The organism is Streptomyces malaysiensis subsp. malaysiensis (assembly GCF_040653035.1).
In the GTDB taxonomy this organism is placed as follows: Bacteria; Actinomycetota; Actinomycetes; order Streptomycetales; family Streptomycetaceae; genus Streptomyces; species Streptomyces malaysiensis.
In genome coordinates, this window is the sequence record NZ_JBEZNG010000044.1 from 18,247 (window position 1) to 41,293 (window position 23,047).

Annotated in this window: 18 protein-coding genes; 9 read left to right on the forward strand and 9 right to left on the reverse strand. The window is 71.6% G+C overall.

Going from position 1 to position 23,047, the window contains the following annotated elements; genetic code table 11:
- The 6 genes from AB0E24_RS42935 to AB0E24_RS42960 all read right to left on the reverse strand — a co-directional run bounded on the left by AB0E24_RS42935 (position 1) and on the right by AB0E24_RS42960 (position 7,265).
- Entirely contained in the window at positions 1-798 is a 798-nt protein-coding gene (locus AB0E24_RS42935; protein WP_069866370.1) for an ABC transporter permease, read from the reverse strand.
- Positions 795-1,850 (reverse strand): ABC transporter permease, encoded by a 1,056-nt coding sequence (locus AB0E24_RS42940; RefSeq protein WP_359385258.1) that lies wholly within the window; start codon positions 1,848-1,850, stop codon positions 795-797. Before AB0E24_RS42940 ends, AB0E24_RS42935 begins: the two co-directional genes overlap by 4 nt.
- Complete coding sequence (locus AB0E24_RS42945; RefSeq protein WP_147968289.1) at positions 1,847-2,998, reverse strand: ABC transporter ATP-binding protein; 1,152 nt, start codon at positions 2,996-2,998, stop codon at positions 1,847-1,849. The genes AB0E24_RS42940 and AB0E24_RS42945 overlap by 4 nt, the downstream gene beginning before the upstream one ends.
- Before the next feature lie 21 nt (positions 2,999-3,019).
- Positions 3,020-4,267, reverse strand: coding sequence for a polyamine ABC transporter substrate-binding protein (locus tag AB0E24_RS42950; protein ID WP_079259144.1), 1,248 nt, complete (start codon positions 4,265-4,267; stop codon positions 3,020-3,022).
- 67 nt (positions 4,268-4,334) lie between these two features.
- Positions 4,335-5,855 carry a gamma-aminobutyraldehyde dehydrogenase gene (locus tag AB0E24_RS42955; RefSeq protein WP_100806025.1) on the reverse strand — a complete coding sequence of 507 codons (1,521 nt, stop codon included), beginning with the start codon at positions 5,853-5,855 and terminating at the stop codon, positions 4,335-4,337.
- Positions 5,856-6,188: 333 nt separating this feature from the next.
- The gene (locus AB0E24_RS42960) at positions 6,189-7,265 is read right to left on the reverse strand and encodes a DUF4190 domain-containing protein (protein ID WP_359385261.1); all 1,077 of its coding nucleotides are present in this window, start codon (positions 7,263-7,265) and stop codon (positions 6,189-6,191) included.
- A 111-nt stretch (positions 7,266-7,376) separates the two neighbouring features.
- Here AB0E24_RS42960 and AB0E24_RS42965 point away from each other — a divergent pair, with 111 nt between their 5' ends.
- Both AB0E24_RS42965 and AB0E24_RS42970 read left to right on the forward strand, forming a co-directional pair.
- Positions 7,377-8,399, forward strand: coding sequence for an adenosine deaminase (locus tag AB0E24_RS42965; RefSeq protein ID WP_359385263.1), 1,023 nt, complete (start codon positions 7,377-7,379; stop codon positions 8,397-8,399).
- Positions 8,396-9,085, forward strand: coding sequence for a glycerophosphodiester phosphodiesterase (locus tag AB0E24_RS42970; RefSeq protein ID WP_069866383.1), 690 nt, complete (start codon positions 8,396-8,398; stop codon positions 9,083-9,085). The genes AB0E24_RS42965 and AB0E24_RS42970 overlap by 4 nt, the downstream gene beginning before the upstream one ends.
- An 84-nt stretch (positions 9,086-9,169) precedes the next feature.
- Here AB0E24_RS42970 and AB0E24_RS42975 read toward each other — a convergent pair whose 3' ends face one another.
- Positions 9,170-10,459, reverse strand: coding sequence for a hypothetical protein (locus AB0E24_RS42975; protein WP_359385266.1), 1,290 nt, complete (start codon positions 10,457-10,459; stop codon positions 9,170-9,172).
- Positions 10,460-10,547: 88 nt separating this feature from the next.
- Entirely contained in the window at positions 10,548-11,999 is a 1,452-nt protein-coding gene (locus AB0E24_RS42980) for a gamma-aminobutyraldehyde dehydrogenase (protein ID WP_069866387.1), read from the reverse strand.
- 178 nt (positions 12,000-12,177) lie between these two features.
- On the opposite strand from AB0E24_RS42980, the gene AB0E24_RS42985 reads away from it, so the two are divergent.
- Both AB0E24_RS42985 and AB0E24_RS42990 read left to right on the forward strand, forming a co-directional pair.
- Positions 12,178-12,651: an Lrp/AsnC family transcriptional regulator gene (locus tag AB0E24_RS42985; protein ID WP_069866389.1), complete on the forward strand. Its 474-nt coding sequence runs from the start codon at positions 12,178-12,180 to the stop codon at positions 12,649-12,651.
- Between the two features lie 2 nt (positions 12,652-12,653).
- Positions 12,654-14,015, forward strand: a complete 1,362-nt coding sequence (locus AB0E24_RS42990; RefSeq protein ID WP_069866391.1) for an aspartate aminotransferase family protein — start codon at positions 12,654-12,656, stop codon at positions 14,013-14,015.
- A gap of 581 nt (positions 14,016-14,596) precedes the next feature.
- Here AB0E24_RS42990 and AB0E24_RS42995 read toward each other — a convergent pair.
- The gene (locus tag AB0E24_RS42995; RefSeq protein WP_359385269.1) at positions 14,597-16,192 is read right to left on the reverse strand and encodes a PucR family transcriptional regulator ligand-binding domain-containing protein; all 1,596 of its coding nucleotides are present in this window, start codon (positions 16,190-16,192) and stop codon (positions 14,597-14,599) included.
- A gap of 230 nt (positions 16,193-16,422) precedes the next feature.
- Here AB0E24_RS42995 and AB0E24_RS43000 point away from each other — a divergent pair, with 230 nt between their 5' ends.
- The 5 genes from AB0E24_RS43000 to AB0E24_RS43020 all read left to right on the forward strand — a co-directional run bounded on the left by AB0E24_RS43000 (position 16,423) and on the right by AB0E24_RS43020 (position 22,962).
- Positions 16,423-17,898: a sodium:solute symporter family protein gene (locus tag AB0E24_RS43000; RefSeq protein ID WP_359385271.1), complete on the forward strand. Its 1,476-nt coding sequence runs from the start codon at positions 16,423-16,425 to the stop codon at positions 17,896-17,898.
- Between the two features lie 54 nt (positions 17,899-17,952).
- Entirely contained in the window at positions 17,953-19,626 is a 1,674-nt protein-coding gene (locus tag AB0E24_RS43005) for a thiamine pyrophosphate-binding protein (RefSeq protein WP_359385273.1), read from the forward strand.
- Between the two features lie 169 nt (positions 19,627-19,795).
- Complete coding sequence (locus AB0E24_RS43010; RefSeq protein WP_079259137.1) at positions 19,796-20,521, forward strand: ABC transporter ATP-binding protein; 726 nt, start codon at positions 19,796-19,798, stop codon at positions 20,519-20,521.
- Positions 20,503-21,759, forward strand: a complete 1,257-nt coding sequence (locus AB0E24_RS43015; protein WP_359385276.1) for a hypothetical protein — start codon at positions 20,503-20,505, stop codon at positions 21,757-21,759. The genes AB0E24_RS43010 and AB0E24_RS43015 overlap by 19 nt, the downstream gene beginning before the upstream one ends.
- Positions 21,760-21,864: 105 nt before the next feature.
- A complete protein-coding gene (locus AB0E24_RS43020) occupies positions 21,865-22,962 on the forward strand; it encodes an LOG family protein (RefSeq protein ID WP_069866403.1) in 1,098 nt (365 codons plus the stop codon).
- Positions 22,963-23,047 lie beyond the last annotated feature (85 nt).

Sequence of the window (23,047 nt, forward strand, 5' to 3'; positions counted from 1 at the left end):
TCAGCTCCTCTTGCGGCGGGCGCCGGCCAGTTGGCCGACGAGTACGCACAGCACCGCGACGGCGAACATCGCCGTTCCGATCACATTGATCTGCACGGGCGTGCCGCGCTGCGCGGATCCCCAGACGAACATGGGGAAGGTCACGGTCGAGCCGGCGTTGAAGTTGGTGATGATGAAGTCGTCGAAGGAGAGCGCGAAGGACAGCAGCGCGCCGGCCGCGATGCCGGGCGCGGCGATCGGCAGGGTGACGCGCAGGAAGGTCTGCGCCGGGGAGGCGTAGAGGTCCTGGGCGGCCTGTTCCAGCCGGGGGTCCATGGACATCACCCGTGCCTTGACGGCCGTCACCACGAAGCTCAGGCAGAACATGATGTGGGCGATGAGGATCGTCCAGAAGCCGAAGTCCACGCCCATGTTGAGGAAGAGGGTGGCCAGCGAGGCGGCCATGACGACCTCGGGCATCGCCATCGGCAGGAAGATCAGGCTGTTGACCGCGGGCCGGGCCCGGAAGCGGTAGCGGGCCAGCGCGAAGGCGATCATCGTGCCGAGGACGGTCGAGCCGATCGTCGCCCATACGGCGATCTTCAGGCTGAGCGAGAGCGAGCCGCACATGTCGGCGACGCCGCACGGATCGGTCCACGCGTCGGTGGAGAACCGCTGCCATTCGTAGTTGAAGCGGCCGTTGGGCTTGTTGAAGGAGAAGACCAGGACGACGACGTTGGGCAGGATCAGATACGCGAGGGTGCCGATCCCCGCGATGATCACCAGGTTCCGCCGTATCCAGCGAGTCAGGGCCGTCACACCAGGTCCTCCGTCCCGGACTTGCGGATGTAGACGGTGACCATCGTGAGGATGGCCGCCATGAGGATGAAGGACATCGCCGCCGCCGTCGGATAGTCCAGCACCCGCAGGAACTGCGACTGGATGACGTTGCCGATCATCTTCTGGTCGGTGGAGCCCAGCAGTTCGGCGTTGATGTAGTCGCCCGCGGAGGGGATGAAGGTGAGCAGCGTGCCCGCGACGACGCCCGGCATGGACAGCGGGAAGGTCACCTTCCGGAAGGTGGTGAAGGGCCGGGCGTAGAGGTCCCCGGCGGCCTCGTGCAGCCGGGGGTCGATGCGCTCGAGGGAGGTGTAGAGCGGCAGGATCATGAAGGGCAGGAAGTTGTACGTCAACCCGCAGACCACCGCGAGCGGAGTGGCCAGCACCCGCTGCCCCTCGGTGATCCCCAGATAGCTGGTGACGTCCAGGATGTGCAGCGAGTTCAGCACGCCCACCACCGGGCCGCTGTCGGACAGGATCGTCTTCCAGGCGAGGGTGCGGATCAGGAAGCTGGTGAAGAACGGCGCGATGACCAGGATCATCACCAGATTGCGCCAGCGGCCCGCCCGGAAGGCGATGAGGTACGCGAGCGGATAGCCGAGCAGTAGGCACAGCACGGTGGCGGTGGCGGCGTAGAGCACCGAGCGCAGGAACTGCGGGTAGTACTCGTTCAGCGCGTCCCAGTAGGTCTGGAAGTGCCAGGTGACCTTGAAGCCCTCTTCGAGGGAGCCGGTCTGGACGGAGGTCGACGCCTGGTAGATCAGCGGCGCGGCGAAGAAGATCAGCAGCCAGAGGATGCCGGGGAGCAGCAGCCAGTAGGGCACCAGTCGCTTGCGGACCGCGGGCTTGATCAGGGGCGGCTTCGGTACGGGCCCGGCGTCCGGCGCGGTTTCGGGAGCGGCCGTAACCGGCCCCCCTGCCCGCTCGGTCCCGGCGCGCTCCGCCGCGCGGGCTTCCCTCGTCACCGCTTGCTCCTTCGCCGCTGCGCGGCTCCTCAGTCCAGCCCGCGCGGCGCGCCGGGACACGCTCATGGGGCCTCCTCGTCCAGCTCCGTACCGGCGTCGATGTCCTGGGCCGCGTCGAGGCCGAAGGTGTGGGCGGGGTTCCAGTGCAGAACGACCTCGGCGCCGGGGACGAGCCGGGCGTCGCGCTCGATGTTCTGCTCGTAGACGGTGATGTCGGGGGAGCCCGGGGTGGTGATGAGGTACTGGGTGGAGACGCCGATGAAGCTGGAGTCGGCGATCCGTCCGGTGATCCGGTTGCGTCCCTCCGGCACGCTCCCGGCGTCCTCGGCATGGGCCAGGGTGATCTTCTCGGGGCGCACTCCCACCAGCACTTTCCCACCCGTGCGAACGGGAGCGCTACATCGCTCGGCGGGCAGCGAGAGCTTGCCGCCGGCGGCGGTGAGCACGAGGTCGCCGCCGCTCTTGTCGGTGATCTCGGCCTCGATGAGGTTGGAGGTGCCGAGGAAGTTGGCGACGAAGGTGGTGCCGGGGTTCTCGTAGAGCTCGGCGGGGGCGCCGCGCTGTTCGACCCGGCCGCTGTTCATCACCGCGACAGTGTCGGCCATGGTCATGGCCTCTTCCTGGTCGTGGGTGACATGGATGAAGGTGATGCCGACCTCGGTCTGGATGCGCTTGAGCTCCAGCTGCATCTGACGGCGCAGCTTGAGGTCGAGCGCGCCCAGCGGCTCGTCGAGCAGCAGCACCTGGGGGTGGTTGATCAGCGCGCGGGCCACGGCCACGCGCTGCTGCTGGCCGCCGGAGAGCTGCTGTGGTTTGCGGCGGGCGAAGTCACCGAGCTGGACCAGCTCCAGCATCTCCTCGACCTGCTTCTTCACCGATTTGATGCCGCGCCGGCGCAGTCCGAAGGCGACGTTCTCGAAGATGTCGAGATGCGGGAAGAGGGCGTAGCTCTGGAAGACCGTGTTGACGGGCCGCTTGTGGGGCGGGAGGTCGGTGATGTCCTCACCGGCGAGCCGGACCGTTCCGGTGCTGGGGTCCTCCAGGCCCGCGATCATGCGCAGGGTGGTGGTCTTGCCGCAGCCGGAGGCGCCCAGCAGGGCGAAGAAGGAGCCGGCGGGTATGTGCAGATCGAGCGGGTGGACGGCGTTGAAGGACCCGTAGGTCTTGCTGATCCGATCGAGCCGGACATCGCCGCCGGAGGTGGGCTGGGTCATGGCGGTGCGCTTCCTCGCTTGTCAGGCTCCGGTGAGCTTGGCGAACTTGTCCTCGAATGCCGTCTCTTCCTTGCTCGAGAGCGAGCGGAAGGCGTGGGACTTGGCGACCATCTCCTCGTCCGGGAGGATCAGCGGGTTGTCCGCCAGCGCCTTGTCGATCTTCGCGAGCTCCTCGCGCACCCCGTCGACCGGGCAGACGTAGTTGATGTAGGCGGCGATCTTCGCGGCGACCTTGGGCTCGTAGAAGTAGTCGATGAGCCGTTCGGCGTTCCTCTTGTGGCGCGCCTTGTTGGGGACCAGGAGGTTGTCCGTGGCCGTCATATAGCCGGCGTCGGGGATCGCGAACTCGATCTCGGGGTTGTCCGCCTGGAGCTGGATCAGGTCCCCGGCCCAGGCCATACAGGCGGCGATGTCGCCCTTGGTGAGGTCGCCGGTGTAGTCGTTGCCGGTGAAGCGGCGGACCTGGCCCCGGTCGGACGCCTTCTGGAGGCGGGCGATGGCGGCGTCGTAGTCGTCGGCGGTGACCGTCTCGGGGCGCTTGCCCATGTCCAGGAGGGTCAGCCCGACGGTGTCGCGCATCTCGGTCAGCAGCCCGACCCGGCCCTTGAGCTTGGGGTCCTCCAGCAGCTGGGAGACGGAGGTGACCTTACGGCCGCCGGTGGCCTTCTTGTTGTACGCGATGACGGCGGGGATGCCGCTCCATGCGTAGGAGTGGGCGCGGCCCGGGTCCCAGTCCGGAGTGCGAAAGGATTTCGCCAGGTTGGTGAAGGCATGGGGCAGCTGCGCGGGATCCAGCGGCTGTATCCAGCCGAGCCGGATCATCCGGGCGGCCAGCCAGTCGGTGACGCAGATGAGGTCGCGGCCGGTGTCCTGGCCCGCGGCGAGCTGCGGCTTGATCTTGCCGAAGAACTCGACGTTGTCGTTGATGTCCTCGGTGTACTTGACCTTGATGCCGGTGCGGCGGTGGAACTCGTCGAGCGTCGGATGGCGATTGCCCTTGCCGACGTCTATGTACTCGGTCCAGTTGGAGAAGTTGATCCTCTTCTCCTCGGCGGAGTGGTCGTCGGACGCGTTGTCCACCTCGGTACGTCCCGCCGGCGGGATACCGCAGCCGCCGAGCGCCCCGAGCCCGCCTACGGCGATCGCTCCGGCGCCACCCGCACGCAGCAGGGAGCGGCGGGTGAGTGCCATACGGCCGCTGGTCACGGAGCGCCGTATCGCGGCGATCTGCGGTGGGGACAGGCTCTCGGCCTCGTGCCGTTCTTCCATAAGCTGTGCCTTTCGAGGGTGTCGGCCGGTGGGGGCCGGCCGAGGCCACGCGGAGGTGGCCGCACATTCAGGTCTGTCGGTCCCCGAAGACCGTGCGGTGCCAGTCCTTGCGGACCACCGCGGTGTTGTCGAACATCACATGCTTGACCTGCGTGTACTCCTCGAAGGAGTACGCCGACATGTCCTTGCCGAAGCCGGATGCCCGCACACCGCCGTGCGGCATCTCGCTGATGATCGGGATGTGGTCGTTGATCCAGACGCAGCCCGCCCGGATCTCGCGGGAGGCGCGGCCCGTCCGGTAGACATCGCGGCTCCAGGCGGAGGCGGCGAGACCGTACGGGGTGTCGTTGGCGAGCGCGATGCCCTCGTCGTCGCCGTCGAAGGGGAGGACGACCAGGACCGGGCCGAAGATCTCGGACTGGACGATCTCGCTGTCCTGGGGCGCGCCGGTGATCAGCGTGGGCCGGTAGTAGGCGCCCTTGGCGAGGTCGCCGCCTGGGGCTTCGCCGCCGGTGACGACGGTGGCGTAGCCGCGGGCCCGGTCCACGAAGCCCGCCACCCGGTCGCGCTGGCGGTGGGAGATCAGCGGGCCCAGGTCGGTGTGCGGATCGAAGGGGTCGCCCAGCCGTACGGACGCCATGAGATCGGCGACGGCGGCCACGAACGCGTCGTACAGCGGGCGCTGCACATACGCGCGGGTGGCCGCGGTGCAGTCCTGTCCGGTGTTGATCAGCGCGCCCGCGACGGCGCCGTGCGCGGCGGCCTCCAGATCCGCGTCGTCGAAGACGACGAAGGGCGCCTTGCCGCCGAGTTCGAGGTGGATCCGCTTGACGGTGGAGGTGGCGAGTGCGGCAACCCGCTTGCCGACCGCCGTCGATCCGGTGAAGGAGGTCATCGCCACGCCGGGGTGGGAGACCAGATGCTCGCCCGCCTCGGGGCCGGTGCCGCTCACCACGTTGACGACACCGTCCGGGAGGCCCGCCTCCGTGGCCGCCTGGGCGAACATCAGTGAGGTCAGGGGCGTCAGTTCGGCGGGCTTCAGCACGATGGTGTTGCCCGCGGCGATGGCCGGGAGGACCTTCCACGCCGCCATCTGGAGGGGGTAGTTCCAGGGGGCGATGGAGCCGACGACGCCGATGGGCTCACGGCGGACGTACGAGGTGTGGTCACCGCTGTACTCGGCGGCTGCCTTGCCCTCCAACTGGCGGGCGGCGCCCGCGAAGAAGGCGGTGTTGTCGATGCTGCCGGGCACGTCGAACTCGGTGCTGAGCTTGATCGGCTTACCGCATTGCAGCGACTCGGCGTGGGCGAGGTCGTCCGCCCGCTCGGTGAGCGCCGCGGCGAAGCGGTGCATCGCGTCGGACCGCTCACCGGGGGTGGCGCCCGCCCACTCGGGGAAGGCGGCCTCGGCCGCGGCCACGGCGGCGTCGACATCGGCCGCGCCCGCGAGCCGATAGCCGAACACCTGCTCACCGGTGGCCGGGTCGACGACCGGGTGCGTGTCCTCGGAGCCGCCCTGGCGCAGACGGCCCGCGATGTACTGGGCACCGTCGGCGAACCGCTCCGTCACGTCGAACCGCTGATCCATCGCGCTCTCCTCCGCCGGTCCGCCCCGAAAGAGGCGCGGCGTAGCTCCAACCGGAATCGAAGGCCGATCCTGACAGAGAGGCTTCGCATCAACAAGGGATTCCGTTGTTGCTTTTTGGTTTCGCGACGGATTCAGTGCTCAGAGTGGCTCTGGCGTCACCGTTTCCGAGCCGGATTCGGGTCCTGGCTACGAGATCCGGACTACGGGATGGGGCGGCCGGGGCCGGAGCGGTGGGAGCGGGCCGGGGCCGGTCGCGCCGCTGGAGACGAAGGAAGGCGGCTGGGGCTCTGGGCGCTGGAAGCGCTGGAAGCCCTGGGAGACGCTGGAAGCGCGTCAGCGGCCGATATCGGCGGGCGAGAGCACCTTCGCGGCCGAGACATGGGCATAGCCCGGATCGTCGTCCCCGTCCGAGCCGTCGTCCCCGGTGGCTATATAGACAAAGATCATGACGACGCTCACCACCACGGCGACCGCGCCGAGGATCACCCCGGCGAGCGCGGAACCCCCGTTGGTCGCCTCACCGCTTTTCGCCCTGGCGCGGCCGAGCACTCCGAAGATGATCGCGAGCACACCGAGGACGATGCCGAGCACGATGCTCGCGAAGAGGACCAGGCCGATGATGCCGAGCACGAGGGCGGCCGTGCCATGTCCGTTGTTCGGCACATACGTCCCGCCCGGCCAGCCCTGGCCGTACGTCCCTCCGGGATAGCCGGTGCCGGGATGGCCGGTGCCCGGGTAACCGGAACCGGGGTAACCCGTGCCGGGGTAGGCGGTGGCCGGGTAGCCGTAGCCGGGGTGGCCAGGCGCCCCGCCGTACGGGGCGGGCTGCCCGTAAGGCGTCGGCTGCCCGTACCCGGTCTGGGCTGCGTATCCGGTCTGGGCGTACCCGGCCGACGCGTATCCGGGCGGCGCGTACCCGGGCGGCGCGTACCCGGGCGCGTAGCCCGCGGGGCTGTACGGACCGGCCTGGTACGCGCTGGGCGTGCCAGGGCCGGTCGGCGCGGGCGGCGGAGGCGGCACCGCGCCCGGCGGGGTCACCGGGCCCCGTGGCCGCGCGGCGCTCGGCGGGGGCGGCGGAGGGGGCGGGAGCGTCGGGCCCGGCATGGCGGGGTGGGAGGTGAGGGTCGGCTGCTCGGCCACCGGGTGCCGCGGAGCGGGAATCTCCGGTTCTCCCACCACCTGGCCCACCGCCCGGCCCGTCGCCTTGTCCATCGCCTTGTCCGTCGCGTGTTCCGGCGCCGCGCCCTGGTCCGCCGAGCCGTTGCCCGTCCGGCTGTTCTCCACCTTCTCCATCGCGACCCGCTGCGCCGGCGGAGCCCAGGGATCGCGGTCGAGCGGCTCGGGCTGCCTCGGCTGCCCGGGTCGCCGCGTCACATCCTGCGGCTCGGACGGTTCGTGCTGGTCGGCCATGGAGCTCCCCACAAAGACGTTCGCCCATGCTACGGCCTATGGCGAGGCTGTCGGCGCCACACAATACGATGACCGGAACCCGCCGTCGGCGGGCGTCTCCCGGAGGTTTTGTTGACCGATCTGACCACCTTCATCGCCGGGCTGCCCAAGGCGGAGCTCCATGTGCACCACGTGGGATCCGCCTCACCGCGCATCGTGGCCGAGCTGGCCGCCCGCCACCCCGACTCCAAGGTGCCCGCCGATCCCGAGGCCCTCGCCGACTACTTCGTCTTCCGGGACTTCGGGCACTTCATCGAGATCTATCTCTCCGTGGTGGACCTGATCCGCGACGCCGAGGACGTCCGGCTGCTGACCTTCGAGGTCGCCCGTGACATGGCCCGGCAGAACATCCGCTACGCCGAGCTGACCGTCACGCCCTTCAGCTCGACCCGGCGCGGCATCCCGGACACCGCCTTCGTCAAGGCGATAGAGGACGCCCGTAAGGCGGCCGAGTCGGAGTTCGGCACGGTGCTGCGCTGGTGCTTCGACATCCCCGGCGAGGCCGGTCTCGAGGCCGCGGAGGAGACCACCCGGATCGCCTGTGAGCTGGGCCCCGAGGGGCTGGTCGGCTTCGGCCTCGGCGGCCCGGAGATAGGGGTGCCACGCCCCCAGTTCAAGCCGTACTTCGACCGGGCCATCGCCGCCGGGCTGCACAGCGTGCCGCACGCGGGCGAGACCACCGGGCCGCAGACGATCTGGGACGCCCTTACCGAGCTGCGGGCGGAGCGCATCGGCCATGGCACCAGCGCCGCGCAGGACCCGAAGCTGCTCGCCCATCTCGCGGAGCACCGCATTCCGTTGGAGGTCTGCCCGACCTCCAACATCGCCACGCGCGCCGTCGCCACACTCGCCGAGCACCCGCTGAAGCAGATGGTCGAGGCCGGGGTGTTCGTCACGATCAACAGCGACGACCCGCCGATGTTCGGCACCGATCTCAACACCGAGTACCAGGTCGCGGCCCAGCTGCTGGATCTGGACGCGGCGGGCGTCGCGGCCCTCGCGAAGAACGCCATCGAGGCGTCCTTCCTGGATGCCGAGGGCAAGGCGCGGCTCTCGGCGGAGATCGACGCCTACACCATCATCGCCGGCCGATGAGGACGGCGGGGGCGGGATGTATTCCGATCGGCCACCGCGGCGACCCCTATGTGTGCCGTGAGAACACCCTGCCCTCCCTCCGCTCCGCGGTGCGCGCGGGGGCGGGCGCGGTCGAGGTCGACGTACGGCTGACCCGGGACGGCGTACCCGTGCTGCTCCACGACGCCACGCTGAAGCGGCTGTGGGGCCATGACCGGCCGCTGTCCGGGCTGACCGCCGACGAGGTGCGGCGGCTGACCGGCGGGGGCGTGCCGACCCTGCGCGAGGCCCTCGCATGCGCCGACTCCACCCGGCTGCTGATCGATCTGCCGGACGCGTCGGCCGCGCCCGCCGCCGTCGCCCAGGTGCGGGAGAGCGGGGCGGAGGACCGGGTGTACTACTGCGGCGCCCTGGCCGCCCTGCACGCCGTGCGCCGCGCGGATCCGGACGCCGAGATCGCGCTGACCTGGACCACGCTCGCCCCGCCGCGTCCGGCGCTGCTGGCCGCGCTGCGTCCCCGCTGGCTCAACTACCGCTTCGGGCTGGTCTCCCGGGAGCTGGTCGCCCGCCATCACACCGACGGGCTGCTGGTCTCCGCCTGGACCGCGGACACCCGGCGATCGATGTCCCGGCTGGCGCGGGCGGGCGTCGACGCGATCACCACCAACCGGGTCGGCGCCCTGGCGACCCTGCTGCTGAGCGGCTGATCGCGTACCAGGCGGCTGATCCGCTCGGTGGCCGGGTGCGTACTCGGCAGCTGTACGTGCGTGTACTCGCAGCTGTACGTGTGCTCAACGGCCGCTCGCACGGCAGCCGGAGGTGCCGCCCACCCATAGGTCGTTGCTGCCCGCTATGACGACCTTCCCCTCGGCGCGAGTGGTGATGGCCGAGGGCAGGGAGTCGCCACAGCCGAGCTCGGCCCGCTCGGCGCCCTCGCCGAAGCCGCCGGTCCACACCATGCCGCAGAAGACGTGGTCCCCGCTGCGGAGGCCGAGGAGCACCAGCGTGCCCGAGCCGTCGACCGTGGCGCCCCGGATCCGCCCCTCGCCCAGCGCCGAGGTGTCCTCGGTCCTCCAATGCAGACCGTCCGCGCTGGTCAGTACGGAGGGCCGATCGGGCTTGCCGTAGTCCGCGCGGCCGCCGTAGGACCGGGCGCCGTAGGCGATCCACCGGCCGTCGTGCCACAGCACGCCGCTCAGCGGGGCGTAGCCGTGCAGCCGCGGGGTGAGCCCGGTGCGCCAGGTGCGCCCGCCGTCCGTGGACGCCCACACCGGCAGCCGCGGCCGGCCCTGGCCCCGGGCATTGCCTCCGATGACCGCGATCCGGCGGCCCTCGGCGGCCATGGCCAGCACGCCGGTCCCGGTGAAGGAGGCACCCGCGGCGCCGCCCGGCGCCGGGAGCCGGTGGCGCCGGACGGTCCTCCCACGGTCCGTGGAGATCCACACCGTCGGTACGAGCCGCCGCTGCTCGGTCACCGAACCGCCGAGGAGCAGCCGCTGTCCACTGCGCACCATGACGGCCGCGCCGCCCGGATTCCGGGCCCCTGGTTCGGCGTCCGGATCCGGCTCCACGGGCGGGACCTTCAGGTCGGCCAGCCGCTGGACGCGCCCCGAGCGGTCAAGGCGGGAGAGGGATGTACCGGCCGCGTACACCGAGCCGTCCTCACCGGGCAGCACCGCCCTCCCCATGAGCCCACCGCCGCCCCAGCCCTCGGCGCCGTTCCCCGGAGCCATGTCCCCGGGCACCTCGCCGGGGGTGGCCCCGGTCTCCGGCGCCGGATCGAGCGAGAGCTTCGTACAGGCCGCGTCGCCGGTCCAGTTGACGCCCACGTCGCGGTGGCCGTTGCTGTATGTGCCGATGCCGAGGACGCAGTCGCCGTACGGCACGAGCGTGTCGAGGCCGTGTTCACCGCCGCTGTCCTTGGTGACCGCGGGATACTGCACCGCCCCGGCGTAGTGCCGGAACCCCGTCGCGGACGCGGCCGGGCCGCCCGCCTCACGGTCGCCGCAGCCCGCGACGGCCGGCAGCAGCGCGGCGGCCGTCGCGACCCACAGCAATCCCGATTTCCCCCACTTGGTCATGACAGGAGATCCTGCCATGACCAACTGACAAGCCCCGCGCGGCGCTACGCGGGCATCGGCCCGACACCGGCCCGACCTCGGCCCGGCGTCAGCCCAGCGACGTCATGACGTGCTTGATACGGGTGTAGTCCTCGAAGCCGTACGCGGAGAGGTCCTTGCCGTAGCCGGACTTCTTGAATCCGCCGTGCGGCATCTCGGCGACCAGCGGGATGTGGGTGTTGATCCATACGCAGCCGAAGTCCAGGGCCCTGGACATCCGCATCGCGCGGGCGTGGTCCTTGGTCCACACCGAGGAGGCGAGGGCGTACTCCACACCGTTGGCGTAGGAGATCGCCTGCGCCTCGTCCGAGAAGGTCTGCACGGTGATGACCGGGCCGAAGACCTCGTTCTGGATGATCTCGTCGTCCTGCTTGAGCCCGGAGACCACAGTGGCTGCGTAGAAGAAGCCCTTCTCGCCGACCCGGTGGCCGCCCGCCTCGACCTTGGCGTGGGCGGGGAGCCGGTCGATGAAGCCCGAGACCTGGGCCAGCTGGTTGGCGTTGTTCAACGGCCCGTACAGTACGTCCTCGTCATCGGGCGCGCCGGTCCTGGTCTCGGCGGCGGCCTTGGCGAGTGCGCTCACGAACTCGTCGTGGATCGACTCATGGACCAGCACCCGGGTGGCGGCCGTACAGTCCTGGCCCGCGTTGAAGAAGCCCGCGACCGAGATGTCCTCGACCGCCTTGGGGATGTCGGTGTCCTCGAAGACCACGACGGGGGCCTTGCCGCCGAGCTCCAGATGCACCCGCTTGACGTCCCTCGAGGCGCTCTCCGCGACCTGCTTGCCGGCCCGCACCGAGCCGGTGATGGACGCCATGGCGGGCACGGGGTGCTCGACCATCAGCCGGCCGGTCTCGCGGTCGCCGCAGATCACGTTGAAGACGCCCTGCGGATGGCCCAGCTCCGCCAGCACCCCGCCGATGATCTCGGCGATCAGCACGGTGGAGGCCGGTGTGGTGTCCGAGGGCTTGATGACGACCGTATTGCCCGCCGCCAGCGCCGGGGCGAACTTCCACACGGCCATCATCATCGGGTAGTTCCACGGCGCCACCTGGGCGCACACCCCGACCGGCTCACGCCGGATGATCGAGGTGAGCCCCTCCATGTACTCACCGGCCGAGCGGCCCTCCAGCATCCGGGCCGCGCCCGCGAAGAAGCGGATCTGGTCGATCATCGGCGGGATCTCCTCGTCCCGCGTGAGACCGAGCGGCTTGCCGGTGTTCTCGGACTCGGCGGCGATCAGCTCCTCCGCCCGCGCCTCGAAGGCGTCGGCGATCTTGAGCAGTGCCTTCTGGCGCTCTCCGGGCACCAGGTCGCGCCAGGCCGGGAACGCCGCCTCGGCGGCGGCCATCGCCGCGTCCACGTCCGCCGCGCCCGAAAGCGGCGCGGTGGCGTAGGGCTCGCCCGTGGCCGGGTTGACCACCTCCGTGGTCCGCCCGTCCGCGGCGTCCCGGAACTCTCCGTCGATGTAGTTGCGCAGACGACGCAGTTCGGTGGTCACGTGCCACCCCTCCTGTCAGCTGTCCGATGGGTGAGACACCCACAGTAGTCGCCGGTGCTGCGTTTTCAACATACCCGCCACACCAGAACAACGGATTCAGTGTTTTACAGGTCTCATGACGACGAAATTCATCGATGAAGGGTTGCGACACGGACGAGGCTCGTGCACAGTGAGGGTCGTGGCCACACCTGACAAGAACGGCACAGCGACCCTCGACTCCGTATCCCTGGCGATCATCGAGCAGCTCCAGGAGGACGGTCGCCGGCCGTACGCCGCCATCGGAAAGGCCGTTGGGCTCTCCGAGGCGGCCGTGCGGCAGCGCGTGCAGAAGCTGCTCGACCAGGGCGTGATGCAGATCGTCGCCGTCACCGATCCTCTCACCGTGGGGTTCCGGCGGCAGGCGATGGTCGGCATCAACGTCGAGGGCGATCTCGACCCGGTCGCGGACGCGCTGACCGCCATGGACGAGGTCGAGTACGTGGTCGTCACCGCGGGTTCCTTCGATCTCCTGATCGAGATCGTCTGCGAGGACGACGACCATCTCCTCGAAATGATCAACAAGCGGATCCGCACGCTGCCCGGTGTGCGCTCCACCGAGAGCTTCGTCTACCTCAAGCTCCGGAAGCAGACCTATACCTGGGGAACGAGATAGCAATGAGCGCCGACCTCTCCAAGACGGCGTACGACCACCTGTGGATGCACTTCACCCGCATGTCGTCGTACGAGAACTCCCCCGTGCCGACGATCGTGCGCGGTGAGGGCACGTACATCTACGACGACAAGGGCAAGCGGTACATCGACGGCCTGGCCGGCCTGTTCGTGGTCAACGCGGGCCACGGCCGGGTCGAACTGGCGGAGACGGCCTACAAGCAGGCCCAGGAGCTCGCCTTCTTCCCGGTGTGGAGCTACGCCCACCCCAAGGCCGTCGAGCTCGCCGAGCGGCTCGCGGGCTACGCCCCCGGCGACCTGAACAAGGTCTTCTTCACCACCGGAGGCGGCGAGGCCGTCGAGACCGCCTGGAAGCTGGCCAAGCAGTACTTCAAGCTCGTCGGCAAGCCCACCAAGCACAAGGTCATATCCCGGGCCGTGGCCTACCACGGCACCCCGCACGGAGCTCTGTCGATCACCGGTCTGCCGGGGCTCAAGGCCCCCTTCGAACCGCTGGTCCCCGGTGCCCACAAGGTCCCCAACACCAACATCTACCGCGCCCCGATCTTCGGCGACGACCCCGAGGCGTTCGGCCGCTGGGCCGCCGACCAGATCGAGCAGCAGATCCTCTTCGAGGGCGCGGACACCGTGGCCGCGGTCTTCCTGGAGCCGGTGCAGAACGCGGGCGGCTGCTTCCCGCCGCCGCCCGGGTACTTCCAGCGGGTCCGCGAGATCTGCGACCGCCATGATGTGCTGCTCGTCTCGGACGAGGTCATCTGCGCCTTCGGGCGGCTGGGCACGATGTTCGCCTGCGACAAGTTCGGCTATGTCCCGGACATGATCACCTGCGCCAAGGGGATGACCTCCGGCTACTCCCCGATCGGCGCGTGCATCGTCTCCGACCGGCTCGCCGAGCCCTTCTACGAGGGCGACAACACCTTCCTGCACGGCTACACCTTCGGCGGCCACCCGGTCTCGGCCGCCGTGGCCCTGGCCAACATCGAGATCTTCGAGCGCGAGGGCCTCAACCAGCATGTGCTGGACCAGGAGGGCGCGTTCCGCTCCACCCTGGACCGGCTGCTCGATCTGCCGATCGTCGGCGATGTCCGGGGGAATGGTTTCTTCTACGGCATCGAGCTGGTGAAGGACAAGGTCACCAAGGAGACCTTCGACGAGGAGGAGACCGAGCGGATCCTCTACGGTTTCCTCTCCAAGGCGCTCTTCGAGAACGGGCTGTACTGCCGGGCCGACGACCGCGGCGACCCGGTCGTCCAGCTGGCGCCGCCGCTGATCGCCGACCAGGCCGTGTTCGACGAGATCGAGCAGGTGCTGCGGACGGTGCTGACGGAGGCGTGGACCAAGCTCTGAGCCCCGCCGGGGGCCAGCCCCACGTCGGCCGCCACCGGGCCCGGCCCACCCGCGACCGGGCCCGGCCCACTCGCCACCGGGCACGGCCCACTCGCGACCGGGCACGGCCGACTCGCCACCGGGCACGGCTGTCCCCGCTGGGGTGCCCCCTGCGGGGGTGCTCCCGGTGGGAGGTGGCCCGGTGGGAGGTGGCCCGGTGGGAGGTACGCCGGGCGGAAGGTGCGCCCGGCGGAAGGTGGCCCCGGTGGCCGCTGGTCGGCCCTGGCGGATGCGGGAGCGGGCAGACGCGGGAGCGGGCGGACGCGGCACCGGGGCGACGCGGGAGCGAGCGGACACGGGACCGGGGTGACGCGGGACCGGGGCGACGCAGGACCGGGCGGACACGGCACCCGGCCGACGCGGCGCTGGGCCGACGCGGCGCTGGGCCGACGCGGCGCTGGGCCGACGCGGCGCTGGGCCGACGCGGCGCTGGGCCGACGCGGGAGCGGGCTGACGCGGCGCTGGGCAGCTCAAGCCCGCCTGGTCGAGACCTACTTGGTGACTCGGGCCCACTTGAGGGCTCAGGCCGCCCACTCGATGGCTCAAGCCCACTTGAGGGCGAACCACAGCTCCATCCGGACATCCGCGTCGCCCAGGTCCACATCCAGCAGGGCCTCGGCGCGGGCGATCCGCTGACGAACCGTATTGCGGTGCACCTCCAGTGCCACCGCCGTACGGTCCCAGCTGCCGTGCAGCGACAGCCACACCCGCAGCGTCTCCAGCAGCGCCGGCGCGCCCTCGATCGGCGCGAGCAGGGCCCGGCCGTGCGCCCCCGCCTCGGCCGGGTCCACCAGCGAGACGACCCCGACGGCGCGGGTCCCGTGCCGTACCAGCGGCACCCGCCCGGCGACAGCCCGCCGTAGCGCACGCGCGGCATCGGCGCCGCCGCGCGCCAGGTCCGCGGCCGGTACGGGCGCCCCGGCGCCCAGGGTCCAGCCGGGCTGCGCCCTTACCTCGGCCTCGCCCGGGACGAGCGCGCGCAGCGCGTCCCCGTCGAGGTCGACCAGTGGCGTGCCGAGCCCGGCCGCGAGCGCCGCGGTGGCCAGCAGCCCGTCGTCCCGGCCGCGGCCGCGCCGCCGCCCGTGCACCACGGTCCACAGCCCGCCGTCCTCAGATGGCTCGGCGGGCGCCCCCGGGGCCTCGGCCGGCATCCCCGACTGCCCCGACTGACCCTGCTGCTCCCGCTGCCCCGACTGACCCTGTTGCCTTTGCGAGCGGGCCAGCAACCCCGCCACCCGCGCCGGTTCGGCGCCCAGCATCAGCCGCACCAGCGCCGATGTGCGCTCGGCCTCGGCCCCGACCACCCGCCGCGCCGTCAGCAGCGACAGCAGCACCACGGCCACCCCCACGATCGCCCCGTCCGCCCCGTCCCGCCGAGGGGCGCAGACGCCGAGCGCGAGCCGGTCCTCCGGCCCCGCCGGGCCGCCCAGTCCATACGCGGTCAGCTGAAGCTCCTCACCGGCCGCGCCGGCCGCCCTGCCCGCCGCCGAGGACGGGCCCGAGCGCAGCCGCCCCGCGAGCGCGCCGAGCGCCGTACGGGCCTGCCCCGGCGGCCGCGGTCCCGCGGCCGCCAGCTCCGCGCCGTCCGGGCCGTAGAGCACCGTCCACGCCCCGAGGTGCTGGCTCAGCTGGCGCAGCACGGCCGGTACCGGGTGCGGGCGCGCCGCGGCCGTCGCCAGCGACTGCTGCGCCTCGGTGACGCTCCGCAGCTCATGGTGGCGGCGCTCGGCCATCGCGTCCCATACGGCGCTCGCCACGGCCGTGAAGGTCGTCTGCCGGTCCACCTCGACCAGCGGCAGCCCATGCCGGTCGCACGCCTCGACCAGCGCGCGGGGCACCGTCTCGTGCACCGGCGCGATGCCGAAGCCGAGCGCCGCCGCGCCCGCCTGGACCGTACGGGCCACATAGCGGTCCCAGTAGGTGCCGGCGCCCGCCGCCTCCGGGCAGTGCACCCCCGCGCTGAGCAGCAGCTCGCCGCCCAGCAGATACGGGACGGGGTCCTCCATCTCGCTGGTGTGGACGAAGTAGACGGGCGTGTCCACCTCGCGCTCGCCCGCGACCTGCCGCAGCCCGAGGGCGGGGTGGCCGAGGAGGGCGGAGAGCGGGACGGGGGCCGTCGGGGGTACGCGGTCGTTCATCACGGCGGGCCTCGCGCGGGGACGGTTCGTACATCCCGGGGATCGGGAGTGGAGGAAACGTACACTTCCCGGACGCTCCGGCGACACCTAGGGTCTCCGTCACTCCCCACATTCCCCACACCTCCCGGGACTCGATCCCCGCGGACCGCCGGGACCTCCCCGATCCCACGCGTCTCCGCCCGCCCGACCTCCCGACCGCTACCCGCCCCGCCGGACCGAGGAGCACCGCCATGACCGCTGTCGACTACACCGTGATCATCGTCTATCTCGCGGGCATGCTCGCGCTCGGCTGGTGGGGGATGCGCCGCGCCAGTTCCACCAGCGACTTCCTGGTCGCGGGCAGGCGGCTGGGGCCGTTCATGTACTCCGGGACGATGGCCGCGATCGTGCTCGGCGGCGCCTCCACCATCGGCGGCGTGGGGCTCGGCTATCAGTACGGGCTCTCCGGCGCCTGGATGGTCCTCACCATCGGGCTCGGGCTGCTGGCGCTGTCGGTCTTCTTCTCGGCGCGCATAGCCCGGCTCAAGGTCTACACGGTCAGCCAGATGCTGGATCTGCGCTACGGCGGCTCCTCCGGGCTGATCTCGGGCATTGTGATGTGGGCCTACACCCTGATGCTGGCGGTCACCTCCACCATCGCCTACGCCACCATCTTCGATGTGATCTTCGGCCTGGACCGGGTCGTCGCCATCGTGCTCGGCGGGGCGATCGTGGTCTGCTACTCGACGCTCGGCGGCATGTGGTCGATCACCCTCACCGACATGGTGCAGTTCGTGGTCAAGACGGTGGGCGTGCTGCTCCTGCTGCTGCCGATCGCGGTGGTGAAGGCGGGCGGCTTCGGCGCGATGAAGTCCGAACTCCCCCACGGCTACTTCTCCCCCATGGGCATCGGCGCCCAGACGGTCTTCACCTATGTGCTCATCTACTCCTTCGGCATGCTGATCGGCCAGGACATCTGGCAGCGGGTCTTCACCGCCCGCGATGACCGGGTCGCCCGCCTCGGCGGCACCGCGGCCGGTACGTACTGTCTTGTCTACGCGGTCGCGGGCGCGATCATCGGCACGGCGGCCAAGGTGCTGTACCCCAAGCTGGGCGCCCCGGACGACGCATTCGCCACCATCGTCAAGGACGCCCTCCCGGTGGGCGTCAAGGGGCTGGTGCTGGCCGCCGCGCTGTCCGCGGTGATGTCCACCTCCTCGGGGGCGCTCATCGCCTGCGCGACGGTGGCCAACAACGACATCTGGGCCCGGCTGCGCGGCCGTACCCTCCGTACGCCCGGCTCCTCCCATGACGAGGTCGGCGGCAACCGCGTCTTCATCCTCCTCATGGGCGTCGCCGTGATCGGCATTTCCGTTGTGCTCAACGATGTGGTCGAGGCGCTGACCGTCGCCTACAACGTGCTGGTCGGCGGGTTGCTGATGCCGATCCTGGGCGGGCTGCTGTGGAAGCGCGGCACGGGCGCGGGCGCACTGGCCTCGGTCGGTGTCGGCGGCCTTACGGTCGTCGCGCTGATGGGGTGGAAGGGCATCCTCGCCAACGAGCCCATCTACTTCGGGCTGCTGGCCTCGCTGGTGGCGTATGTGGCGGTCAGCCTCGCCACCAAGCCGACCGACGCGGCGATCCTCGATGTGTGGCGGCGCCGGCTCGCCGGTGAACCCGCCGCCCCCGTCTCCGAGACCACCAGCCCGGCCACCACGGGCGCCTGACATAGCCTCACCTCGCATATCCGCATCCCCCATTCGTCAGAAAGGCACCGATCCATGCCCAGCGCACAGCGCGCGCGTCACGGCGGCGATCTCGTCGTGGAGTCCCTCACCGCGCTCGGGGCGAGCACCGTGTTCGGGCTTCCCGGACAGCACGCTCTCGGCGCGTTCGACGCGCTGCGGCGGTCCGGACTGGCCTATGTGGGACTGCGGGTGGAGAACAACGCCGGGTTCGCCGCCGACGCCTTCGCGCGCGTCACCGGCACGGTGGCGCCGCTGTTGGTGTCCACCGGGCCGGGGGCGCTCATGACGCTCGCCGCACTGCAAGAGTCGGCGGCGGCCTCCGCGCCCGTCCTGGCCATCGGCAGCCAGGTGCCGACCGCGGGGCTCGGCGGCGGGCGCAAGGGCTATCTCCATGAACTCGTCGACCAGAAGGCGTCGTTCCGCGACGTCGTCAAGTCCGTCCACACCGTCCGTACCGCCTCCCAGATCCCCTCCGCGGTCGCCGCCGCCTGGGCGTCCGCGCTGGAGGCCCCCGCCGGGCCGGTGTGGCTGGAGATCCCGCAGGACGTGCTGCTCGCACCGGTCTCCGTGCCACCGGTGACCTCCCTGCGCGCCGAGCCCCGGCCGCTGCCGCCCCGGCCCGAGCTGACGGCGGAGGCCGCGCGGCTGCTGAGCGCCGAGCGCCCGGTGATCCTGGCCGGCGGCGGAGTCGTGCGCGCCGGGGCGCGGCAGGAGCTCAGGGCGCTGGCCGAGGCACTCGACGCGCCCGTGGCGACGACGTTCGGCGGCAAGGACGCCTTCCCCTGGGACCATCCGCTCTCCCTCCAGTCCTGGCTGGAGGACGCGCACACCACCGAGTTCCTGGAGGATGCCGATGTCCTGCTGGTCATCGGCTCCGGACTCGGTGAACTCTCCTCCAACTACCACACGTTCCGCCCCCGCGGCCGCCTGATCCAGATCGAGGCCGACCTCGGCAAGCTGGAGTCCAACCACCCGGCGCTCGGTATCCACGCCGACGCCCGCGAGGCGCTGGCCGCCCTCGCCGAGGCCATCACTCCCCGTCCGCCGGGCACCGGGGCCAAGGCCGCGGCCGGGCTGCTGACCCGGGTCCGGGAGCGGCTCGACGCCCAGGACCTGGAGCTGGAGCGGCGGGTGCTGGACGCGGTGCGGAACGCGCTGCCCGACGACTCCCCCAGCTTCTGGGACATGACGATCCTCGCCTACTGGGCCTGGTCCGCCTTCGATCCGCGTGCGGGCGCCCTGCACTCGGCGCAGGGCGCGGGCGGCCTCGGCTACGGCTTCCCGGCCGCCCTGGGGGCCGCCGCCGCGGACCGTCGCAGGCCGGTGCTGGCCGTGTCCGGCGACGGCGGCGCGATGTACTCGATCGCCGAACTGGCCACTGCCCATCAGTACCAACTCCCTGTCACCTGGCTGATCGTGGACGACGGCGGCTACGGCATCCTGCGCGAGTACATGACGGACACCTTCGGCGAGGCGACCGCCACCGAGCTGTCCCGCCCGGACTTCGCCGCGCTGGCCGAGTCCTTCGGCGTCCCGGCAGTCCGTACCACACCCGAACGGCTGCGAGCGGACCTCGCGGGCGCCCTCACGGCCTCCGGGCCGTCGGTCGTGGTGCTGCCCGCGCTGCTGCGGATGTTCGCGCCCACCCACCTCGACCGACTCCCCGGCGGCGGCCCCGACAGCGGTCCCGGGCCCGATCAGCCCTGATCGGAGCCCGACTCCGATCAGGGCTGATCGGAGGAAATGGGGGCCACCCGCGCCGAGCCTGGGCGCGGGCCCCCAGCCGAGTCCTTACCGTGCCAGTGACCCATTGGCTTCGCGCTCGTTCACCCAACCGGGGGAATGAGACGATCGCAGGTAAGGCGAGGTGCTCGGGATGGTGGCTCCGCCGGACGACGACATGCTCGCGGCACGCACCGTGTCGTATGCCTACGGCGGCTCGCCCGCCCTCATCGGGGTTTCCGTCGCCGCCCGGGAGGGTGAGATCCTCGCCGTCACCGGTCCGCGCGGCTGTGGCAAGACCACCCTCCTCACATGTCTGGCGGGCCAACTCACCCCGGACGGCGGGGAAGTGTGGTTCAAGGGCGTCCCCGTGCACTCCCTCCCCCCGCTCGGGCTCGAACGGCTGCGGCGCGACCACTTCGGCTGGATCGGCACCGAACCCCAACTCATCCCCGAGCTCACCGCCTGGGAGAACGCCGCGCTCGCCCTGATGCTGCGCGGCACCGGCCGACGCGCCGCCAAGAGCGCCGCATGCGAGTGGCTGGAGCGGCTCGACGTCGGCGAATGCGCCCGGGCACGGCCCGCCGCGCTGCTCCAGTCCCAGCGCCAACGGGTCGCGATCGCCCGTGCGCTGGCCGCCGGGCCCAGTGTGCTCTTCGCCGACGAGCCCACCGCACCGCTGCACCAGGCCGACCGCGCCCAGGTGCTGCGCACCCTCACCTCGGCGGCCCGCTCCCACAGCATCACCGTCGTCCTCGCGACGCACGACCGGGAGGTGGCCACCCTCGCCGATCGCACCGTCGCCCTGCTCGACGGGCGCCGGGTGGGCCCTGACCCCTCCGAGGCGGAAGGCAGGGCCGCGTGCTCAGCCTCCGCCTAGCCCGCGGCGCCCGCCCTTCGGTGCTGCTGCGGCGGTCGCTGGTCACCGTCGCGGCGGCGGGCGCGAGCTTTCTGCTGCTGAGCGCCCTTGGGTTCGCCTCCGGCCATCCGGCCGACTCGCAGGGCGCGGTGGGGCGGCTGCTGTGGTGCCTCGTACCGCTGGCGGCGACCGTCCAACTGGCCCTCGCCGTGTGCCGCGCCGACCCCAGCACCGGGCCCGGCGCCGGTTTCGCCGCGGCCGGACTCGGCCCGGCCCGTGCGGCCCTGCTCTCTGCCGCCTCGATGGCGGCCGCCTGTGCGCTCGGCGGTGTGCTGGCACTGCTGACCTTTCTGCATCTGCGCGGCGACCTCGGTGGCTCCTGGCTGGACTGGGCCGGGAACGGGACGGCCGGCCGACAGCTCGGCGGCGGCTGGCCGCTGCCGCTGGCGGGTACGGTCACACTGCTCGCCGTCGTCCCCGTGCTGGTGGGCGCGGCGTGTGCGGCCGCGCTGTGGCCCCGGCGGCCGCGGGCGGGGCACCAGCCGGTCCGCGGACCACGGGGCGCCCGCCGTCCGTCGATCCCGTCCCCGCCCACCGTTGTGACAGGGCCGGTCGCGCCCCGGCCCCACCAGGCCACCTCCGCCCTTCCCTGGGGCATCGCCCTGACCGCGGCCGGACTCGCCCTCCAGGCGTACGCGAGCGGCGACTCGCCCCCGCGCCCCGACGCCCTGCTCGCCGTGCCGGGCCGGCTCGGCGGCAACCCGCCCGGTGTGGTGGGCGGCTGGGCGCTGGCGGCGCTCGGGCTGGTGCTCGCCGGGCCCGGTCTCACCCATCTGTGCGGCAGACTGCTGGCCGCCGGACGGCCGGGGGTACTGCGGCTGCTGGCCGGGCGCGTGCTCCAGCAGGAGGCCGGGCTGATCGGACGCCCGGTCGGCGCGCTGTGCGCCCTGGCCTCCGCCGCGTACACCGTCATGGAGCTGTACGGAAGGGCCTCCGGGCCGTCCGGCTCCCATGCCTTCGGCCCGCTTACCGGTCTGGGCGCGGCTCTGGTCACGCTGTGCGCCGGGGCCACGACTCTGACGGCGGCGGTGGAGGCGAGGAGCGCGCGCGAGCGCACGACGGCCGCCCTGCTCCGTCTCGGCGCCCCGGCCCGGCTGCTCCGCGGGGCGGCGGCGCTGCGCGCGACGGCCCTGCTGGCGCTCCTGGTGCCGCTGGTGTGGATGGTGGCGCATCTCACGGCGATGCCGTTCCACCGCTGAAATTCTCGGGTGTTGGTGTGCATGCCTGGATTGTGCGACCACCCGGCCCGGTCATGATTGCCACAATCCACAGACCCCTATCACCGGTGTGATTAGCATGTCGGCGTGCGTGAACCAGACCGGGAAATAGAGTCCATCGAGGAGTTCGACCAGGTCGTCGCCCGCGGCACCCTGGCCGGGTTCCGGGTCCAGTCCGTGGACCTGACAAGCCGTACGGCCCAGCTCCTCTTCACCGACACCAGCGAAGCGGTCTTCCTCGGCTGCCCGATGGAGTCCGAGGCGGCGGCGAAGGTACGGGCCGGGGGCGCACTGGTGTTCCCGCCGGTGCCGGATCTGCCGTTCGATCCGTACCGCGGCACCCTCTACTCACCCATGGAGCTCTTCGAGGGCCTCAGCGAACACGGTTACGCGCGGACGCCGGACGCCCTCGCCTATGCCTGGTTCCAGCGGACCAAGACGGACGGCGACATCTTCGCCTCGATGCTGCGCTCCATCCACGATGACGCGGTCTCCGACGCGCTCGACGAATTCCTCGTCGGGACGCGGGTGGTGGGCGTCATGGGCGGTCACGCGCTGGAGCGCGGCTCCGACGGGTACGCGGGCGCCGCACGCCTCGGGCGGGCTCTGGCGCGGACCGGTCTGACGGTCGCGACGGGCGGCGGACCGGGCGCGATGGAGGCCGCGAACCTGGGCGCCTACGCGGCCCCGCACGAGGACGCCATGCTGGACGAGGCGCTCGAACTGCTCGGCAGGACGCCCTCCTTCCGGCCGTCCATCGGGGCGTGGGCCGAGGCGGCCTTCACCGTGCGCGAGCGCTGGCCGGACGGCGGGGCGTCGGTCGGCATCCCCACCTGGTTCTACGGACACGAGCCGCCGAGCGCGTTCGCCTCCCACATCGCCAAGTACTTCGCCAACGCCACCCGCGAGGACGGGCTGCTGGCACGCTCGACCGCGGGCGTGGTCTTCCTGCCGGGCGCCGCCGGGACCGTCCAGGAGATCTTCGACAACGCGACGCCGAACTACTACGAGTCGCGCGGTGAGCCGACTCCGATGGTGCTGGTGGACCGGGACCACTGGACGCGGCGGCTGCCGACCTGGCCGCTGCTCGAAGCGCTCGCGGAGGGACGGTCCATGAAGGCCCGTATCGCTCTGGTGGACTCGGTGGACGAGGCGCCCGAGGCCCTGGTGTCGCTGCTGGGCTGAGCCGATGTCAAAGGGCGTTGACGCGTGGCGGCAAAGGCTCTGACATCAGGGATCGGGGTGCCGGAGACCCTGCGCACCCATCGCC

Bases quoted from the DNA above. Each gene is read 5' to 3' on its own strand.
- AB0E24_RS43010 (WP_079259137.1), top strand. From the start codon at position 19,796: ATGGTGGCTCCGCCGGACGACGACATGCTCGCGGCACGCACCGTGTCG.
- AB0E24_RS42955 (WP_100806025.1), bottom strand. From the start codon at position 5,855: ATGGATCAGCGGTTCGACGTGACGGAGCGGTTCGCCGACGGTGCCCAG.
- AB0E24_RS42960 (WP_359385261.1), bottom strand. From the start codon at position 7,265: ATGGCCGACCAGCACGAACCGTCCGAGCCGCAGGATGTGACGCGGCGA.
- AB0E24_RS42970 (WP_069866383.1), top strand. From the start codon at position 8,396: ATGAGGACGGCGGGGGCGGGATGTATTCCGATCGGCCACCGCGGCGAC.
- AB0E24_RS42950 (WP_079259144.1), bottom strand. From the start codon at position 4,267: ATGGAAGAACGGCACGAGGCCGAGAGCCTGTCCCCACCGCAGATCGCC.
- AB0E24_RS42940 (WP_359385258.1), bottom strand. From the start codon at position 1,850: ATGAGCGTGTCCCGGCGCGCCGCGCGGGCTGGACTGAGGAGCCGCGCA.
- AB0E24_RS42975 (WP_359385266.1), bottom strand. From the start codon at position 10,459: ATGACCAAGTGGGGGAAATCGGGATTGCTGTGGGTCGCGACGGCCGCC.
- AB0E24_RS42995 (WP_359385269.1), bottom strand. From the start codon at position 16,192: ATGAACGACCGCGTACCCCCGACGGCCCCCGTCCCGCTCTCCGCCCTC.
- AB0E24_RS42990 (WP_069866391.1), top strand. From the start codon at position 12,654: ATGAGCGCCGACCTCTCCAAGACGGCGTACGACCACCTGTGGATGCAC.
- AB0E24_RS42945 (WP_147968289.1), bottom strand. From the start codon at position 2,998: ATGACCCAGCCCACCTCCGGCGGCGATGTCCGGCTCGATCGGATCAGC.
- AB0E24_RS43000 (WP_359385271.1), top strand. From the start codon at position 16,423: ATGACCGCTGTCGACTACACCGTGATCATCGTCTATCTCGCGGGCATG.
- AB0E24_RS43005 (WP_359385273.1), top strand. From the start codon at position 17,953: ATGCCCAGCGCACAGCGCGCGCGTCACGGCGGCGATCTCGTCGTGGAG.